Origin of the sequence: Butyricicoccus sp. OF27-2pH9A, assembly GCF_027693185.1 — a bacterium.
GTDB lineage: Bacteria > Bacillota > Clostridia > Oscillospirales > Butyricicoccaceae > Agathobaculum > Agathobaculum butyriciproducens.
Genome location: NZ_JAQEXK010000004.1, coordinates 69,833 through 88,155, shown reverse-complemented (window position 1 = coordinate 88,155; position 18,323 = coordinate 69,833). Strand labels below are relative to the sequence as shown.

Genomic DNA, 18,323 nt, shown 5'->3' with positions numbered 1-18,323 from the left:
GTTACTTCTCCTCTCCGTCAGGCGATGCTTCGATCGTCTTTTTGCTCTTAAAAGAGAATTTATTTTCCGTGCCGTGCAGGATGCGTCCGATATTCGAGCGGTGCATGAAAACGACTGCCGCCGCCATGCCGAACGCCATCGCCGTCAGCACCGGATCACGATAGAACAGCCATGTCGTGATCGGAAAGCTGACCGCGCCGAGGATCGAACCGAGCGAGATCCACTTTGTCAGCACGACCGACAGGATGAACAGCGCGAATGCAATGACGAACACGCGCCAGTCAAAAAACGCGAGCATAACCGCGCCGACCAGTACGCCTTTACCGCCCTTAAAGCCGAAATACAGCGGGAACATGTGGCCGAGGATAACGAAAATACCCGCTGTCAGCTTGCCGACCGGACCGCCGAGCGCCCAGCCGACCGAAACCGCTGCGGCACCCTTGGCAATGTCGCCGAGCAGAACGAACAGTGTCTTTTTCGCACCCATCGTGCGGTACGCGTTCGTCAGACCGGCGTTGCCGCTGCCGTAGTTGCGGATATCCTTGCCAAGCGTCACCTTGCTGACAATGATCGCAAAGCTGAGCGAGCCGAGCAGATACGCGCACACGGCAATGATCGCAAAATGCGTAAGTGTCATGTTGCCCTCTCCTTACTGCGACTTGTCGCTGCGCTCGCGGATGACCATGCGTACCGGCGTACCGGTCAGACCGAACACCTCACGGATCTGGTTTTCCAGATAACGCTGATAGGAGAAATGGAACAGACGCGCGTCATTGCAGAAGCAGACGAATGTCGGCGGGCAGGTAGAGGCCTGCGTCATGTAGAAGATACGCAGACGGCGGCCCTTGTCCGTAGGCGGCTGCACGCGTGCGGTTGCCTCCGCGAGAATGGCGTTGAGTCGGCCGGTCGGAATGCGCATATGGTTCTGCTCATATACCTCATGGATGAGCGAGAACAGCTTGTCCACGCGCTGACCGGTCTGCGCGGAAATGAACAGCACCGGTGCATACGGCATGTATGCCAGACCCTCACGGACACGCAGCGTGTACTCCTTCATGGTGGAGCCGTCCTTCTCGACCAGATCCCACTTGTTTACCACGATGATGCACGCCTTACCGGCGTTGTGCGCCTCTCCGGCCACCTTAGTGTCCTGCTCGGTAACGCCTTCGGTCGCGTCAATCATGATAACGCACACATCGGCGCGCTCTACCGCTAGCAGCGAACGCATAACCGAGAATTTCTCGATCTTCTCGTCCACCTTGCTCTTCTTACGGATACCGGCGGTGTCGATGAACGTAAACTTGCCGTGGGCGTTGTCCACATCGGCGTCTACGCTGTCGCGGGTCGTACCGGCGATATTGGAAACGATAACACGTTCCTCGCCGAGCACGCGGTTGAGCAGACTGGACTTGCCGACGTTCGGCTTGCCGATGAGAGCCACACGAATGCGGTCCGCGTCCTCCTCTTCCTCGTCTGCCGGCGGGAAGTATTCGTAAGCCGCATCCAGCAGCTCACCGACACCGTAGCCGTGCAGCGCAGAAATACCGTACGGCTCGCCCAAACCGAGGTTGTAAAACTCATAAAACTCCGCCGGAGGATCACCCGGCTTGTCGCACTTGTTGACAGCCAGCACGAGCGGCTTGCCCGAGCGCAGCAGCATGGACGCAACGTCCTGATCGGCGGCAGTAATGCCGGTGCGCAGATCGGTGATCAGGATAATGACATCCGCATGCGAGATCGCGGTCTCTGCCTGAAAGCGCATGAACTGCAGAATCTCGTTATCGTTCGACGGCTCAATGCCGCCGGTGTCGATGACAGTGAAATCACGACCGCGCCAGTCGCTGTCAGCGTACAGACGGTCGCGGGTAACGCCCGGCGTATCCTCAACGATGGAAAGCCGCTTGCCCGCCAAGCGGTTGAACAGCTGCGACTTGCCGACATTCGGACGACCGACGATCGCAACAATAGGCTTTGCCATAAATTCCCCTCCTTTAAGGTCAGTTTAAGACATTTGCAAACAAATTACAAGCAAGAAATTCGTTAAAAGTCGCGCGTCAGCGCGCATTCAATCGAATTTGCTCCGCAAATCCATAAAAAGCCGCAGCATGTATGTGACTTTTGATGCAAGAAAGCAAATCAGTGTGCCGCAAGGACGCGCCGATTTGCGCCCGGGACATATCCGAGCCGTGCTCGGTACGTCCCTTCTCGATGCAAAGGCGAGCCTTTTCATCGAAACCTGAAAAAAAATGGAGAAAGCTATCCGGCCTTCTCCATTTTTCCTGTTCTGTTTTAAGGCTTACGCTTCCTTAACGGACTTAACCTCACGACCGTTGTAATAGCCGCAGGCCTTGCACATTCTGTGCGCCAGCTTCATCTCGCCGCACTTCGGGCACTTAGTCATGCCGGGCAGAGAGAGCTTCCAGTGGGAGTTACGACGCTTGTCGCGGCGTGCCTTAGAAATTTTACCCTTAGGTACTGCCATGTTGGATACACCTCCTACTCTATCGTCTTATTTTTCAATACGAACTCATTCGCCCTTGTCGGAATCGAGCAGGGCGCGCAGCGCGGCAAATCGCGGATCGATCTGCTTTTTATCGCAATCGCAGTCGGTCACATTGCGGTCGGCGCCGCAGTGCGGACAGAGGCCTTTGCAGTCCTCTTTGCACAGATAGGTCATCTGTACCTGCAGGATCAATGCCGGCACCAATACGTCCGCAGGATCCACGCTGTCGCTGGTCAGCACAAAAAGATCGTCCTCTTCCTCCGCCTCGGGGTCATCCGAGAGCATCATGTCAGCCTCGGCTGAAAGCGGAATCTCGAGCGGTTTCAGGCAGCGTGCGCATTCGGTGGAGTAGATCGTTTCGATCGAACCCGCCAGTCTCACAACACCGCTTTCATTGGAAACCACGCCTTTGATGTGGACAGGGCTTTGAAACGGCTTCGCGCCATAGAGCTTTTCGTCCGTCAGGTCGATCGTTTCATCGAACGGAATCGACGCATGTGCAGACGCGTTCAGCTTTTTTAAGTCAATCTTCATGTCAACCTCACATGGTACTAAGATAGTATACTACAAACAATCGGTCTTTGTCAACCAAAAAATCTACAAAACACGGTATTTTTCCGAACTGTCCGCCCGCACTTTTCTTTTTTCGGAAAATGCGGTATACTGGTTTCACCCAAACGGGCAAATTAACGGAAAAGGATACCCTGCCTTGAGAGAATATTATATCACAAAAAACGACAGTGGACAACGTCTGAATAAATTTTTAGAAAAAGCCGTGCCGCTTTTATCCGGCGGCATGATGCACAAATACCTGCGATTAAAGCGCATCAAGGTCAATAACAAGCGCACTGAAGCTGCCTACAAGCTCGCTGAAGGCGATTCCGTACAGCTTTACCTCAATGACGAATACTTTGACGCACCCAAGGAGGAAGAAGCCTTCCGCCGCATCAAAACGCCGCGCGTACGCGTCGTGTACGAGGACGAGCACATCCTGCTGGCGGATAAGGCGCCGGGCATGGTCGTTCACGCAGATGAGCACGGCGACACGGATACGCTCATCGCACACATTCAGGCGTACCTGTTTCAGTCCGGTGCGTGGAATCCGGATGATGCCGCATCATTTGCACCAGCCCTGTGCAACCGTATCGACCGCAACACCGGCGGCATCGTCATCGCGGCAAAGACCGCTGAAGCGCTGCGCATATTAAATGATAAGATCAAGGACCGCGAGATGGAAAAGCGGTATCTGTGCATCGTGCATGGCAGACCCAAGCCGCCCGAGGGACTGATCGAGAATTATCTCCGCCGTGATGAAAAGCGCAAGCAGGTCACGCTGCACAGGACCCGCGTGCCGGGTGCCAAGACCGCACGCACGCGCTACCGCACGCTCACGTCGCACGGCAGACTGTCGCTCGTGGAGTGTGAACTGCTGACCGGCCGTACGCACCAGATCCGCGCACATATGGCGTCTATCGGCTGCCCGCTGCTCGGTGACGGCAAATACGGCACGAACGAACTCAACCGTCCCTACGGCGAGACCGGTCAGGCGCTCTATGCCTATTCCCTCACCTTCCGATTCGCGCAGGACGCGGGAGCCTTGCAGTACCTCAACGGAAAAACCTTCACAGTCAAGGACATTCCGTTTGTGAAGAAGTATTTTCCGAACTTCAAGCCGTGAGTAATTGAAAATGGAAAACGCTGAGCCGTGGCTCAGCGTTTTCCTTTATGCGATTTAGTTATCGTCCTGCAGAGCATCAAAGCCTTCTGCGCCGGTACGAACCTTTACGACGTTCTCCACATCGTAAACGAAGATCTTGCCGTCACCAATATGACCGGTGTACAGAACCTTCTTGACCGTTTCAACAACGGTTTCAACCGGAACCTTGGATACAACAACCTCCATCTTCATCTTGGGCAGCAGGGTTACGTCAACCTCAGCGCCGCGGTAATACTCGGGAGCGCCCTTCTGTACGCCGCAGCCGACTACGTTGGTCACGGTCATACCGGATACGCCGATGGATGCCAGCGCTTCTTTCAGAACCTCAAACTTGGACTGCTTTGCAATGATAACGATCTTGCTCAGCTTATGCTCGTGCGAAGCACCCTCGGTCGTCACCTTGGTCACCGGAACAGCCTTCTCGACTGCAACCGGAATGGTGTCCTTGATCTTTGCAGCGGTTTCGCCAGCCTTGGTGCCCAAAACAGCAGGAACGACCGGCATAAAGTCTGCGTATGCGGAGGACAGGCCGTGCTCCGGCTTATCCAGACCCATGATCTCCTCAGCCTCGCTTACGCGCAGGCCGATGGTGTGCTTGATAACATTGAATACGATGGTCATGGTGATTGCAACCCATGCAATGACTGCAACGACACCGAGAACCTGAATGCCGAAGAAGTGGAAGCCGCCGCCGTAGAATACGCCGAGAGGCTCAACTTCGGTGCCATTATAGTAAGCGAACAGGCCGGTAAGAATCGTGCCCAGTGCACCGTTGATGCAGTGCACGCCGACAGCGCCAACCGGATCATCGACCTTGAGCTTCTGATCGACAAATTCGATACCGAATACAACGGCAAAGCCTGCGCAGATACCGATGATAACCGAACCGAACGGAGTAACCACATCGCAGCCTGCGGTGATGGCTACCAGACCTGCCAGAGAGCCATTCAGCGTCATAGAAACATCAGGCTTCTTGTAGCGGATCCAAGTGATGCACATAACGGTAACGGTTGCAACAGCAGCTGCCATGTTGGTGGTTACAAATACACGGGATGCAACCTCAGCACCGCCGCCCGACAGTGCAACGGTAGAGCCGCCGTTGAAACCAAACCAGCAGAACCACAGGATGAAGCAGCCGAGTGCGCCGAGCGTCAGGGAGTGACCCGGAATTGCACGAGCCTTGCCATCCTTGGTGTACTTGCCGATACGGGGACCGAGGATTGCAGCACCGACAAGGGCTGCAACGCCGCCGACCATGTGTACCGCCGTGGAGCCTGCGAAATCATGGAAGCCAAGCTCTGCGAGCCAACCGCCGCCCCAGATCCAATGACCGGAAACCGGATAGATGACCGCAGAAATAATCATCGAGTAAATGCAGTATGCAGAGAATTTGGTGCGCTCTGCCATCGAACCAGAAACAATGGTCGCAGCAGTTGCACAGAATACGGTCTGGAAGATCAGGGTCGTCCAGTCGTAGCCCTCACCGACAACGCCGTCAGCGAAGAAATCAAAGCCGCCGAAGAACGGGCTTGCCGCGCCGAACATGATGCCGAAGCCGAGGATCCAGAAGATCGGCGTGCCGAGCGAGAAGTCCATCAGGTTCTTCATAATGATGTTGCCGGCATTCTTTGCTCTGGTGAAGCCGGTCTCAACCATTGCGAAGCCCGCCTGCATAAAGAATACCAGTGCCGCCGCAACAAGCGTCCAGCCTACGTCCATCGACGTAGCAAGTTCCATGATATCCATTTTTAATAACCCCCTTGGAAATAGAAATGGCGTATATCTCCACCATCCCCGAAGGAACAGCGGAAATACACGCCATTGTGTATAGAAATATATTTTCTAACGAATGTAATTGATGTCTGCTCTATTAAACGTAGAACAGAATGTCGGAGTAGGTCGGGAACGGCCAGAACTTCTTGCCTACCAGACCCTCCAGCTTATCAGCCGGTACGCGAACCGCATCCATTGCGGAGATGACAACATCGTGGTAGTAATGTGCTGCCTTCTGGCTATCATCGGTTGGAACGGCTGCAACAGCCTCGTCGAGTGCTGCGCTCTTGGTGTACAGCTCCTCGGTCAGCTCGGAAACCTTGCCCAGCAGACCGACCTCCATGCCGCCGGTAACGCCTGCTGCCTTCTTGGCATTGACGGTGCCTGCCAGCTCGTTCTCAAATGCGATGCACGCCGGAGTGATCTCCTCGCGTACCATATCGCTCATGGTCATAGCCTCGATGTGCAGGATCTTGTTGTACTCCTCAAGCTGGGTCTCCATACGGGAATGGATCTCCTCGGCGGTGTAAACGTTGTGCTTTGCGAACAGGTCGAGGTTCTTCTGGTCAACGTAATGCGGGAATGCGTCCGCTGCACTCTTGAAGTTGAGCAAACCGCGCTTCTCCGCCTCTTCTACCCAGGAATCATCGTAGCCGTTGCCGTTGAAGATGATGCGCTTGTGCGCCTTGATCTCGCGCTTTACGAGTGCCATCAGCGCCTTCTCGAAGTCCTCGGCGCCCTCCAGCTCGTCAGCGAACTGGCGGAGCTCCTCAGCGACTGCGGTGTTCAGCATAACGTTTGCGCACGCGATGTTGACCGCAGAGCCCAGCGAACGGAACTCGAACTTGTTGCCGGTGAAGGCGAACGGAGAGGTACGGTTGCGGTCGGTGGTGTCCTTCGGGATAGCCGGCAGAACCGCAGCGCCCAGATCCATCTTGGTCTTGTAAACGTCGGTGTAGTCCTCGCCGGACTCGATAGAATCCAGAATAGCCTGCAGCTCGTCGCCGATGAACATGGAGATGATCGCCGGAGGCGCCTCGTTCGCGCCCAGACGGTGATCGTTGCCGGCAGAAGCGACGGAAATGCGGAGCAGATCCTGATATTCGTCAACAGCCTTGATAACGGCGGTCAGAAACAGGATGAACTGGCTGTTTTCGCTCGGGTTCTTGCCCGGCTCGAGCAGGTTCTCGCCTGCATCGGTGGAAATCGACCAGTTGTTGTGCTTGCCGGAACCATTTACGCCTTCAAACGGCTTCTCATGCAGCAGGCAGGTGAAGCCGTGCTTCTGTGCCACCGTGCGCATGACCTCCATGGTCAGCTGATTGTGGTCAGTAGCGATGTTGGTGGTGGAGAAGATCGGCGCCATCTCGTGCTGGCACGGTGCAACCTCGTTATGCTTGGTCTTGGAGAGGATACCCAGCTTCCACAGTTCCTCGTCAAGATCCTTCATAAAGGCAGCTACACGCGGACGGAGTGCACCAAAGTAGTGATCGTCCATCTCCTGACCCTTCGGGGGCATTGCACCAAACAGAGTGCGGCCGGTGAAGATCAGGTCCTTGCGCTTCGTGTAATCCTTGCGGTCGATCAGGAAGTACTCCTGCTCAGGGCCTACGGTGGTGGTTACACGCTTAACATCCTTGCCGAACAGCTTGAGGATGCGGCACGCCTGCGTGCTGATGGCGTCCATCGAGCGCAGCAGCGGCGTTTTCTTATCGAGGATCTGACCGGTGTAGGAGCAGAATGCGGTCGGAATGTAAAGGGAACCATCCTTTACAAATGCGTAGCTGGTCGGGTCCCATGCGGTGTAGCCGCGTGCCTCGAAGGTTGCGCGCAGACCGCCGGACGGGAAGGACGATGCGTCCGGTTCGCCCTTGATCAGCTCCTTGCCGGAGAACTCCATCATCACATGACCGTCGTCGGTCGGAGAGATGAACGAGTCGTGCTTCTCGGCGGTGATGCCGGTCATCGGCTGGAACCAGTGCGTGTAATGGGTTGCACCCTTGCTGATCGCCCAGTCCTTCATTGCCGTTGCAACAACAGCAGCAACATCAGCGTCGATCGCGGTGCCCTCGCGCATGGTCTTCTTCAGCTTCTTGTAAACGTCCTTGGGAAGACGTTCTTTCATCACAGTGTCGTTAAACACCATGCTGCCGAACAGCTCGGGAACATTCGTAATGCTCATGAATGGTTCGCTCCTTACATATGTTAATTTTAATAGCAAACAAACTGAATAAAACAAAACAGGCGCTGCGGGTCGTGTGCCCACAGCGCCTTTGCTGTTTACACTTTGCATTATAGCCGTCCTGCCTTGCTTTGTCAAGGGAGATTATGGTGTTTTTTTCATTTCCGGAAGATTTGCTACAACATACTTAATTTTCGCTTGTCCGCACTGTCACTTCCTGTGCAAAATGTGAAAATTCACTTTTTTATGTTCTTTGCGCTTGACGATTCCCGGTTCCCTGCTATAAAATATGAAGCGAACAAAGGTGTTCGCCATAGCTGAGGATTTAAGGCTTTTGATCCTCTGCTGCGGCGAGCACCTTTTTATTTTGTTAAGCAGCCGGTACATATCGCCTTCTATCTGAAAGCACCCGCCGAAACCTGCTTCTCTGAATCCGTAATTTCAGCGCAACATATAAGGAGGAAGCACCATGTTACAAAAAGAAGGGCAAGTCCGCATCCCCGCAGGCTGCGCGATCTCCGGTATCTTCCACAAGGACGGCACCCGTGAGAACGGCACCCGCATTATCGACTCTATCCGCACCATGCACGATCGTTCCAACGGCCTGGGCGGCGGCTTCGCCGGCTACGGCATCTACCCTGAATACGCCGACTACTATGCGTTCCATGTATTCTATGATACACAGGCAGCCAAGGAAGAGTGCGAGCGCGAGATCGAGCGTCACTTTGACATTGTAAACCTGTCCAAGATCCCGACCCGACGTCATCCGCGCATCACGGATGCCCCGATGATCTGGCGCTACTTCGTCACGCCCCTGCCGACCAAGCTGGCAGCCAGCCAGCTCGAGGAGCGTGAGTTCACCTCCCGCTTTGTCATCCGCATCAATCACACGCTGAACGGCGCCTACATCTTCTCCTCCGGCAAGAACATGGGCGTTTTCAAGGCAAACGGCTTTCCCGAGGACGTCGGCGAGTACTACATGCTGGAAAACTACGAGGCCTACTCCTGGACCTGCCACGGCCGTTATCCGACCAACACACCGGGCTGGTGGGGCGGCGCGCACCCGTTTGCGCTGCTCGATACCACCGTTGTCCACAACGGCGAGATTTCCTCTTATGATGCCAACCGCCGCTTCATCGAGATGTTCGGCTACTCCTGCGATCTGCTGACCGACACCGAGGTTATCACCTACATTATTGATTACCTCGGCCGCAAGCTCGGCATGACGTACAGCGAGATTGCAAATGTCATTGCGGCTCCGTTCTGGTCCACCATTGAAAAGCAGGAGCCGAAGGAATGCGAGCGTCTCACCTATCTGCGCAATGCCTTCGCTTCGCTGATGGTTACCGGTCCGTTCTCCATTCTGGTCGGTTACACCGGCGGCCTGATGGCGCTCAACGACCGACTCAAGCTGCGCAGCATGGTTGTCGGCGAAAAGGACGACACCGTATACATCGCCTCCGAGGAATGCGCGATCCGCGTCATCCAGCCTGAGCTGGATAAGCTGTGGGCGCCCAAGGGCGGCGAGCCGGTCATCGTTAATCTGAAGAACGGAGGGAACCAGTAATGGCTATCGATTTCTTATATCCGCAGTATGAGGTCGTCCGCAACAACGACCGCTGCATCAACTGCCGCGCCTGCGAGCGTCAGTGCGCGAACGAAGTACACTTTTGGGACGCCGACAACAACCGCATGCAGGCGGACGAATCCAAGTGCGTAGCCTGCCACCGCTGCGTAGCGCTGTGCCCGACCCGTGCCCTTAAAATCGTAAAGACCGACCACACGTTCCGCGAAAACGCCAACTGGACCGGCAAGGCCATCTCCGAGGTTTACCGTCAGGCAGGCTCGGGCGGCGTGCTGCTGTCCTCGATGGGCAACCCGGACCCGCACCCCATCTACTGGGATAAAATTCTCATCAACGCTTCGCAGGTTACCAATCCGTCCATCGACCCGCTGCGCGAGCCGATGGAGACCAAGACCTTCCTCGGCAAAAAGCCGGGCAAGATTGAGCGTGACGAGAACGGCAATCTGGTTCCCAATCTGGCGCCGCAGCTGGAGCTCAACCTGCCGATCATGTTCTCCGCAATGAGCTACGGCTCGATCTCCTACAACGCACATGCCGCACTCGCACGCGCTGCAAGCGCGCTCGGCACCTATTATAATACCGGTGAGGGCGGTCTGCATCAGGACTTCTACCAGTACGGCCCGCACACCATCGTGCAGGTTGCATCCGGCCGTTTCGGCGTACATAAGGATTACCTCGAAGCCGGTGCTGCTATTGAAATCAAGATGGGTCAGGGCGCAAAGCCGGGTATCGGCGGCCATCTGCCCGGACTCAAGGTCGGCCCAGATATCTCCAAGACCCGTATGATCCCGGAGGGCACGGACGCGATCTCTCCGGCGCCGCATCATGATATCTACTCCATCGAGGACCTGCGTCAGCTGGTTTACTCGCTCAAGGAGGCTACCGAATATAAGAAGCCGGTTATGGTCAAGATTGCAGCCGTAAATAATGTAGCAGCAGTCGCTTCCGGCGTGGCCCGCTCGGGTGCAGACATCATCTGCATCGACGGCTACCGCGGCGGCACCGGTGCAGCTCCGACCCGCATTCGCGACAACGTCGGCATCCCGATCGAGCTGGCGCTCGCCGCTGTCGATCAGCGTCTGCGCGATGAGGGCATCCGTGATGAGGTTTCGGTCGTTGTCGGCGGCTCCATCCGCAACTCCGCCGATCTGCTCAAAGCTATCGCGCTCGGCGCGGACGCATGCTACATCGGCACCGCGGCTCTGCTGGCAATGGGCTGCCACCTGTGCCGCACCTGCCAGACCGGCAAGTGCAACTGGGGCATTGCAACCCAGCGTCCGGAGCTGGTCAAACGCCTGAATCCGGATATCGGCTCCCAGCGTCTCATCAACCTGCTTACCGCATGGGATCACGAGCTCAAGGAAATGATGGGCGGCATGGGCATCAACTCCATCGAGGCACTGCGCGGCAACCGTCTCATGCTGCGCGGCATCGGCCTGACCGACCGTGAGCTGAACATCCTCGGCATCAAGCACGCAGGCGAATAAGCACAGGAGGTGCGCGAAAATGACAACTGTACAGGCAGGACTTACCTATTATAAACAACTAAACGAGCAGATCCGCGCAGCGCAGGACAGCGAGATCACGGTTGAGAACGTGATCGGCCAGCGCTACATCGGCTGCGGCTCTACCGACCGCAAGATCACCGTGCACGGCACGGCAGGCAACGGTCTCGGCCAGTATCTGAACGGCTCCACCATCGAGGTCTTCGGCAACGCGCAGGAGGCCGTCGGCGACACCATGAACGCCGGTGAGATCGTTGTGCACGGCAGCGTGGGCGATGCCTGCGGCTACGCGATGCGCGGCGGCAAGATCTATATCAAGGGCGACTGCGGCTACCGCGCCGGCATCCACATGAAAGCCTACCAGCAGCACTTCCCTGTTATGGTAGTCGGCGGTAAGGCGGGTTCGTTCCTCGGCGAGTATCTCGCCGGCGGTCTCATCCTTGTGCTCGGCATCGGCCAGAACGGCGCGTACCCGGTCAACAATTTCTGCGGAACCGGTATGCACGGCGGCAAAATTGTGTTAAGATGTGATAAAGCACCGACCGATCTGCCGCGTCAGGTCCTCGTGAACGAGGTCTCCGCGGACGATATGACCGAATTTGCACCGTATATCAAGGAATACGCGCAGCTGTTCGGTGCAGACGCGGAGGATCTGCTTTCGCAGAAGTATTTCGTCCTCACGCCGAACCCGGAGGCAGGGTATAAGCAGCTTTATACCTTTGAGGCTTGATTTTGCTCTCAGAGTGAAAAACTCCTGCAAGGCAGGAGTTGGAAATGAGGAGATGGGAGTTACCTGATAGGTGTAACTCGCAGGTGCCGTCCGTAACAACACGCAAACGAATTGTGCGACACTGTTCTGTCGCACCTGCGTTGATTTAACCGTATGTGTAGCAGAACGGTATCTGACACTGTGTATGGGTTTCGACAGGGGAGTACACTGTGCTCCCCTGCGGTAGAAAAAATCCTCTGCCGTTCCCCTTTTCGAAGCGGTCGCCGCTCTCTGATTTTCGCCAGACTATGAAATAAAGGAAACTGGAGTCCCAAGAGGATAGAAACCTTGGTGTCTATCCTTTTGGTGCCCCAGCCAAGGTTTGGCACCCATTCCGCATTCTTTAGCAAAAAATTTATTCCTCAAGATACATTATGAAAAGGAGGCTTGCCCTATGGACACCACCATGAGCGAAGTCGTACAATTTATTCAGGAGAACGACGTAAAGTTCATTCGTCTTGCGTTTTGCGATATTTTCGGCAACCAGAAGAACATCGCCATCATGCCGACCGAGCTGGAACGCGCTTTCGAGCAGGGCATCCACTTCAACGCAGCGGCGCTGCGCGGCTTTCTCAATGTAGAAGCGTCTGATCTGCTGCTGTTTCCCGATCCGGCAACGCTTTCCGTTCTGCCGTGGCGGCCGGCTCAGGGCCGTGTAGTGCGCTTTTACTGCGACATTCGCTATCCGGACGGCACGCCGTTCGAGGGCGACGGCCGTCATTTGCTGCGTGAGGCCAACCGCCGTGCGCGCCGCGCAGGCTACTCGCTGACCATGGGCACGGCAAGCGAGTTTTACCTGTTCGAGCTGGATGAAAACGGCCATCCAACCACCATTCCGCACGATCACGGCGAGTATTTCGATGTAGCGCCGCTCGACAAGGCGGAAAACGTGCGCCGCCAGATCTGCCTGACGCTTGAGGAGATGAACATCCAGCCGGAGTCCTCGCACCACGAGCAGGGTCCCGGCCAGAACGAGGTTGACTTCCGCTACGCCGAAGCCCTTGAAGCGGCCGACAATTTCGTCACCTTCAAGTGGGTCGTCAAGTCCATGGCGTCCTCAAGCGGCCTGTTTGCGTCCTTCCTGCCCAAGCCGCTCCCGCATGCGCCGGGCAGCGGACTGCATCTGTCTGTTTCGATAAACAAAAACGGCAAGAATCTGTTCCAGCCCTCGTTTGAAGAATCTGCCGAGGGCCAGAGCTTTGTGGCGGGCATTCTGCAGCGTGCTGCCGAGATGACCATCTTCTGCAATCCGCTCACCAACTCGTTCCAGCGTCTGGGCGAGTTTGAAGCGCCCAAGTACATCACCTGGTCGCATCAGAACAGCCGTCCGCTCATCACCGTACCGCTCTCCGAGGACAGCACGGCGCACCGCTTCAAACTGCGTGCGTTCGACGGCTGCATCAACCCGTACATCGTATTTGCGCTGCTCATCCACGCCGGTCTGGACGGCATCGAGCAGGGACTGCCCCTGCCGCCCGCCTGCGACGAAAACCTGTTCACCGCCTCCGACGAGGTACGCGCCCGTTACGAGACTCTGCCCGGCGCCCTGTGCGATGCGATCCGCATCGCCAAGGACAGCGACTTTATCACCAAGTACCTGCCCGAAAAGGCACGCACGGCCTTTTTCGCGGCCAAGCAGGCCGAACACGACCGCATCGTGCTTGCCGACGACCGCACGGCTGCCGAACGCTCCCTCTATTTTGAACGCTACTAATCCCACATAATACCGTTTGAAAGGAGGAGCACACCGCATGGAACGCATTCTTCTCGTTTCTGCAACCGAAAAATCCCGCACCATGCTTTCCCAGTTTTTAACGTCCTGCGGCGTACAGGCTCAGCTTGCACCTGCTTCCTCCGGTGCGGAGGCCCGGCGCATGCTGGTGGACGGCTTGTTCGACCTCGTACTCGTCAACACGCCGCTGCCCGATGAATTCGGGCATGAACTGGCACAGCAGGCTGCAAATGATACGCTTTCCGGCGTGATCCTGCTCGCTAAGGCCGAGATTGCGGACAGTGTTGCCGAAAAGGTCGAGGACGACGGCGTGTTCGTCGTACCCAAGCCGCTCTCGCGCGTACTGTTCATGCAGGCGCTCCGCATGACGCGCGCCGCGCGCAGCCGTCTGACCGGCCTGCAGAGCGAAAACCGCCGTCTGCAAAAGCGCATTGAGGATATCCGTCAGGTGGACCGCGCCAAGTGTCTGCTCATCGAGTGCTGCGGCATGACCGAGCCGGAGGCGCATTCCTACATCGAGCAGCAGGCTATGAACCAGCGTCGCTCCAAGCGAGATATCGCCGAGGATATCATCGGTGGAAAAACGCCGTGATTTGTGCGATACCGCTTATAGCAATTCAAATGAATAATGCGCCAAAAGTAGCGCATACAGCGCGCAAAGAGCAAGGAAATTTGATGCAGCTATGCTGTCGCATAGTAAAGCAAATTGACGATGGTATTTGCGTGCTGTATACGCGCACTTGGTGCAGTATTTGTTTGGATTGCTATAAAACCATCTCATATCTCACGCGAAAATTTTTTCGGTTTTTTCGATTTTATAGAGAAATTCCCGACAGATTATGATATACTAAATGGTGTATGAGCAGAGAAGCTCTGTCTTTCCCTGCCTATATGCCATTTTGTTATTTTCTAAGGAGGGAATCCGTGTGAAGCTGGCTTTCACCAAGATGCACGGCTGCGGCAACAATTATATCTATTTTAATTGCTTCGACCAGACTGTGCCCGATCCCGAGTCGCTTTCGATCAAGCTCAGTGAACCGCACTTCGGTATCGGCGGCGACGGCATTATCCTTATTTCTCCTTCCGACAAGGCGGATGCGCAGATGCGTATCTTCAACGCCGACGGCTCGGAGGGAAAAATGTGCGGCAACGGCATCCGCTGCGTGGGCAAGTACCTGTACGACAACGGCATGACCGATGGCCGCACCACCATCACCATTGACACGCTTTCCGGCGTAAAAACGCTTGAGCTGACCGTCAAGGACGGCAAAATGCAGTCCGCCCGCGTGGACATGGGTGCAGCCATTCTTGCTCCGCGGGAGATTCCCGTTGATATGGACGGCGAGAATGTCATCAGCGCACCCATCGTTGTGGACGAAAAGGTCTACCACATGACTTGCGTTTCCATGGGCAACCCGCACTGCGTTATCTTCCAGAAGGAGGATGTGGACGACCTCGACCTTACGCGCATCGGCCCCAAGTTCGAGCATCATCCGCTGTTTCCGGAGCGTGTCAACACCGAGTTTGTCAACGTCCTGCCGGACGGCAGCCTGAAAATGCGCGTCTGGGAGCGCGGTTCCGGTGAAACATGGGCGTGCGGCACCGGCTCCTGTGCGACCGGCGTGGCAGCATGTCTGAACGGCTTTGCAAACAAAAACGAGGATATCGTCGTGCACCTGCGCGGCGGCGACCTCACCATTCGCTATACAGATGAAACCGTGTTCATGACGGGCGCGGCAACGACCGTATTCAAGGGGGAAATTGAGATATGACAAAGTACATCTTCGTGACCGGCGGCGTAGTTTCCGGTCTGGGCAAGGGCATTACTGCCGCATCTCTCGGCCGTCTGCTGAAAAGCCGCGGCTTGAAAATTGCAGCGCAGAAGCTCGATCCCTACATCAACGTAGACCCGGGCACGATGAGCCCGTTCCAGCACGGCGAGGTTTACGTTACCGACGACGGCGCAGAGACCGACCTCGACCTCGGCCACTACGAGCGCTTCATCGACGAGGACCTGAACAAGTTCTCCAACCTGACCACCGGCAAGGTATACTGGAATGTTCTGAACAAGGAGCGCGCCGGCGAGTACCTCGGTGAGACCGTGCAGGTTATTCCGCACATCACCAACGAGATCAAGTCTTTCATCTACTCGGTAGGCAAAAAGACCTCGGCTGACGTTGTTATCACCGAGATTGGCGGCACCACCGGCGATATTGAGTCCCAGCCGTTCCTCGAGGCGATCCGTCAGGTTGCTGCTGAGGTTGGCCGCCGCAACTGCCTGTTCATCCATGTAACGCTGGTTCCGTTCATCTCCGGCTCCAATGAGCCGAAGTCCAAGCCGACCCAGCACTCGGTTAAGGAGCTGCGCGGTCTGGGCATCTCTCCGGACATCATCGTAGCCCGCGTTGACCAGCCGATGGATGACGATATCAAGCGCAAGATTTCCATGTTCTGCACCGTGCCGGAGGACTGCGTAATCGAAAACCGCACCCTGCCGGTTCTGTATCAGGCACCGATGATGCTCGAGGAGAGCCATCTGTCCGACATCGTCTGCCGTGAGCTGTCCATCGGCGCAGGCAAGGGCGATATGACCGAGTGGCAGGAAATGCTCGAGCGCATTGCCGCCCGCAAGAACCACGTCAAGATTGCACTGGTCGGCAAGTACGTCAAGCTGCACGACGCATATCTCTCGGTTGCAGAGGCGCTGCAGCACGGCGGCTACGAAACCGGCTGCTTCGTTGACATTGACTGGGTAGACTCCGAGGAGATCAACGACTCCACCGTGGACAAGCTGCTCGGTGAGGTTGACGGCATCATCCTGCCGGGCGGCTTCGGCGCACGCGGCGTGGAAGGCATGATTTGTGCAGCAAACTATGCGCGCACGCAGGGTATCCCCTACTTCGGCATCTGCCTCGGCATGCAGATCGCGGTTATGAGCTACGCACGCAACGTGCTCGGCTACGCGGATGCAAACTCCAGCGAGTTTGACCCGGATTCCACCCATCCGGTCATCGACCTGATGGAGAGCCAGCAGGGCATCTCCAAGAAGGGCGGCACGATGCGTCTGGGCGCTTATCCGTGCAAGATCCGTCCGAATACTATCATGGCATCGGCGTACGGCGAGGAAATGATTTCCGAGCGTCACCGCCACCGTTACGAGTTCAACAACAATTTCCGCGAGGAGATTGAAAATAAGGGCATGCAGATCACGGGCACCTCGCCGACCGGCGAGCTTGTGGAGACCGTTGAGATCCCGAACCATCCGTTCTATATCGGCGTACAGTTCCACCCCGAGTTCAAGTCCCGTCCCAACCGCGCTCATCCCCTGTTCAAGGCGTTCGTCGCGGCATCTCTGAAAAGGAGCCAGAACAACAATGCAGACTAACAAGAACTACGACAATCTCGAGCAGAGCTATCTGTTCTCCACCATCGCACGCAAGGTGCGTGAGTACTCCGAAGCACATCCGGAGGCTGATATCATCCGTCTGGGCATCGGCGACGTAACCCGTCCGCTGGTACCGGCTGTTATCGACGCACTGCACGCAGCCGTTGAGGATCAGGCCAAGCAGGAGACCTTCCACGGCTACGGCGATGAGCAGGGCTACGGCTTCCTGCACGAAGCACTGGTCGGCTACTACAAAACCCACGGCGTAGAGCTCGCTACCAATGAGATCTTCATCTCGGACGGCGCAAAGAGCGACCTCGGCAACATCCTCGACATTTTCGGTACCGACAACACTGTTCTGGTTCCGGACCCGGTTTACCCGGTTTACGTTGATACCAACGTTATGGCGGGCCGCAAGATCGTATTCGCTGACGCAAACGAGGCAAACGGCTTCCTGCCGCTGCCGGACGAGTCTGTTCAGTGCGACATCATCTATATCTGCTCTCCGAACAACCCGACCGGCGCTGCTTACGACCGTGCAGGTCTGAAGGCTTGGGTAGATTACGCCAACAAGCAGAACGCCGTTATCCTGTATGACGCAGCTTACGAGTGCTTCATCGAGGATGAGACTCTGCCGCGCTCCATTTACGAGATCGAAGGCGCTAAGTCCTGTGCAATCGAGTTCTGCTCCTTCTCCAAGATGGCAGGCTTCACCGGCACCCGCTGCGGCTGGACCGTTGTTCCGACCGCTCTGCTGGACGGCAAGCTGAACAAGATGTGGCTGCGCCGTCAGACCACCAAGTTCAACGGCGTTCCGTATATCGTACAGCGCGGCGCTGCTGCCTGCTTCACCGAGGAAGGCATGAAGCAGATCAAGGAGACCCTCGGCTACTACAAGCAGAACGCCAAGGTTCTGGCTGAGACCCTCGATGAGCTGGGTATCTGGTACACCGGCGGCAAGAGCAGCCCGTACCTGTGGCTCAAGTGCCCGAACGGCATGGATTCCTGGACCTTCTTCGACTACCTGCTTGAGAATGCCAACGTCGTTGGTACGCCGGGTGCAGGCTTCGGCAAGAACGGCGACAGCTTCTTCCGTCTGACCGCATTCGGCGATCAGGCACGCACCAAGGAAGCTGCTGAGAGACTCAAGAAACTCCTCAAAAAGTAAGTTT

Annotated in this window: 15 protein-coding genes; 9 read left to right on the top strand and 6 right to left on the bottom strand. The window is 56.4% G+C overall.

Features of this window, described 5'->3' with window-relative positions:
* Position 1: 1 nt before the first annotated feature.
* The 4 genes from plsY to PG722_RS05280 all read right to left on the bottom strand — a co-directional run bounded on the left by plsY (position 2) and on the right by PG722_RS05280 (position 3,037).
* Complete coding sequence (gene plsY, locus PG722_RS05295; RefSeq protein ID WP_110436151.1) at positions 2-637, bottom strand: glycerol-3-phosphate 1-O-acyltransferase PlsY; 636 nt, start codon at positions 635-637, stop codon at positions 2-4.
* 12 nt (positions 638-649) lie between these two features.
* The gene (gene der / locus PG722_RS05290; protein ID WP_118284961.1) at positions 650-1,978 is read right to left on the bottom strand and encodes a ribosome biogenesis GTPase Der; all 1,329 of its coding nucleotides are present in this window, start codon (positions 1,976-1,978) and stop codon (positions 650-652) included.
* A 318-nt stretch (positions 1,979-2,296) separates the two neighbouring features.
* Entirely contained in the window at positions 2,297-2,482 is a 186-nt protein-coding gene (gene rpmF, locus PG722_RS05285) for a 50S ribosomal protein L32 (RefSeq protein ID WP_118564465.1), read from the bottom strand.
* Between the two features lie 45 nt (positions 2,483-2,527).
* Entirely contained in the window at positions 2,528-3,037 is a 510-nt protein-coding gene (locus tag PG722_RS05280) for a YceD family protein (RefSeq protein WP_117751772.1), read from the bottom strand.
* A gap of 175 nt (positions 3,038-3,212) precedes the next feature.
* On the opposite strand from PG722_RS05280, the gene PG722_RS05275 reads away from it, so the two are divergent.
* Positions 3,213-4,181, top strand: coding sequence for an RluA family pseudouridine synthase (locus tag PG722_RS05275; protein ID WP_118284962.1), 969 nt, complete (start codon positions 3,213-3,215; stop codon positions 4,179-4,181).
* A gap of 54 nt (positions 4,182-4,235) precedes the next feature.
* Here the strand turns inward: PG722_RS05275 and PG722_RS05270 are convergent, their stop codons facing one another.
* Complete coding sequence (locus tag PG722_RS05270) at positions 4,236-5,957, bottom strand: ammonium transporter (protein WP_270418119.1); 1,722 nt, start codon at positions 5,955-5,957, stop codon at positions 4,236-4,238.
* Between the two features lie 133 nt (positions 5,958-6,090).
* Positions 6,091-8,169, bottom strand: coding sequence for a glutamine synthetase III family protein (locus PG722_RS05265; protein ID WP_270579915.1), 2,079 nt, complete (start codon positions 8,167-8,169; stop codon positions 6,091-6,093).
* Positions 8,170-8,644: 475 nt separating this feature from the next.
* Between PG722_RS05265 and PG722_RS05260 the strand changes: the two genes are divergently transcribed.
* The 8 genes from PG722_RS05260 to PG722_RS05225 all read left to right on the top strand — a co-directional run bounded on the left by PG722_RS05260 (position 8,645) and on the right by PG722_RS05225 (position 18,319).
* On the top strand, positions 8,645-9,742 hold the full coding sequence (locus tag PG722_RS05260; protein WP_270579873.1) for a class II glutamine amidotransferase: 1,098 nt from the start codon (positions 8,645-8,647) through the stop codon (positions 9,740-9,742).
* Positions 9,742-11,247: a glutamate synthase-related protein gene (locus tag PG722_RS05255; protein WP_110436144.1), complete on the top strand. Its 1,506-nt coding sequence runs from the start codon at positions 9,742-9,744 to the stop codon at positions 11,245-11,247. The genes PG722_RS05260 and PG722_RS05255 overlap by 1 nt, the downstream gene beginning before the upstream one ends.
* A 19-nt stretch (positions 11,248-11,266) precedes the next feature.
* A complete protein-coding gene (locus tag PG722_RS05250) occupies positions 11,267-11,995 on the top strand; it encodes a glutamate synthase (RefSeq protein WP_270579872.1) in 729 nt (242 codons plus the stop codon).
* 433 nt (positions 11,996-12,428) lie between these two features.
* Entirely contained in the window at positions 12,429-13,748 is a 1,320-nt protein-coding gene (locus PG722_RS05245) for a glutamine synthetase family protein (protein ID WP_118478894.1), read from the top strand.
* A gap of 37 nt (positions 13,749-13,785) precedes the next feature.
* Complete coding sequence (locus PG722_RS05240) at positions 13,786-14,358, top strand: ANTAR domain-containing response regulator (protein ID WP_270579871.1); 573 nt, start codon at positions 13,786-13,788, stop codon at positions 14,356-14,358.
* A gap of 334 nt (positions 14,359-14,692) precedes the next feature.
* Complete coding sequence (dapF, locus tag PG722_RS05235; RefSeq protein ID WP_318261265.1) at positions 14,693-15,538, top strand: diaminopimelate epimerase; 846 nt, start codon at positions 14,693-14,695, stop codon at positions 15,536-15,538.
* A complete protein-coding gene (locus PG722_RS05230; RefSeq protein WP_110436139.1) occupies positions 15,535-17,151 on the top strand; it encodes a CTP synthase in 1,617 nt (538 codons plus the stop codon). Before dapF ends, PG722_RS05230 begins: the two co-directional genes overlap by 4 nt.
* Positions 17,141-18,319, top strand: coding sequence for an LL-diaminopimelate aminotransferase (locus PG722_RS05225; RefSeq protein WP_270579869.1), 1,179 nt, complete (start codon positions 17,141-17,143; stop codon positions 18,317-18,319). The genes PG722_RS05230 and PG722_RS05225 overlap by 11 nt, the downstream gene beginning before the upstream one ends.
* The last annotated feature ends 4 nt before the right edge of the window (positions 18,320-18,323 follow it).

What these genes read in the sequence shown, in the direction of transcription:
- PG722_RS05245 (WP_118478894.1), top strand. Translation starts at nt 12,429, where the DNA reads ATGGACACCACCATGAGCGAAGTCGTACAATTTATTCAGGAGAACGAC.
- PG722_RS05280 (WP_117751772.1), bottom strand. Translation starts at nt 3,037, where the DNA reads ATGAAGATTGACTTAAAAAAGCTGAACGCGTCTGCACATGCGTCGATT.
- PG722_RS05260 (WP_270579873.1), top strand. Translation starts at nt 8,645, where the DNA reads ATGTTACAAAAAGAAGGGCAAGTCCGCATCCCCGCAGGCTGCGCGATC.
- PG722_RS05250 (WP_270579872.1), top strand. Translation starts at nt 11,267, where the DNA reads ATGACAACTGTACAGGCAGGACTTACCTATTATAAACAACTAAACGAG.
- PG722_RS05225 (WP_270579869.1), top strand. Translation starts at nt 17,141, where the DNA reads ATGCAGACTAACAAGAACTACGACAATCTCGAGCAGAGCTATCTGTTC.
- PG722_RS05270 (WP_270418119.1), bottom strand. Translation starts at nt 5,957, where the DNA reads ATGGAACTTGCTACGTCGATGGACGTAGGCTGGACGCTTGTTGCGGCG.
- der (WP_118284961.1), bottom strand. Translation starts at nt 1,978, where the DNA reads ATGGCAAAGCCTATTGTTGCGATCGTCGGTCGTCCGAATGTCGGCAAG.
- PG722_RS05240 (WP_270579871.1), top strand. Translation starts at nt 13,786, where the DNA reads ATGGAACGCATTCTTCTCGTTTCTGCAACCGAAAAATCCCGCACCATG.
- plsY (WP_110436151.1), bottom strand. Translation starts at nt 637, where the DNA reads ATGACACTTACGCATTTTGCGATCATTGCCGTGTGCGCGTATCTGCTC.
- PG722_RS05230 (WP_110436139.1), top strand. Translation starts at nt 15,535, where the DNA reads ATGACAAAGTACATCTTCGTGACCGGCGGCGTAGTTTCCGGTCTGGGC.
- rpmF (WP_118564465.1), bottom strand. Translation starts at nt 2,482, where the DNA reads ATGGCAGTACCTAAGGGTAAAATTTCTAAGGCACGCCGCGACAAGCGT.
- PG722_RS05255 (WP_110436144.1), top strand. Translation starts at nt 9,742, where the DNA reads ATGGCTATCGATTTCTTATATCCGCAGTATGAGGTCGTCCGCAACAAC.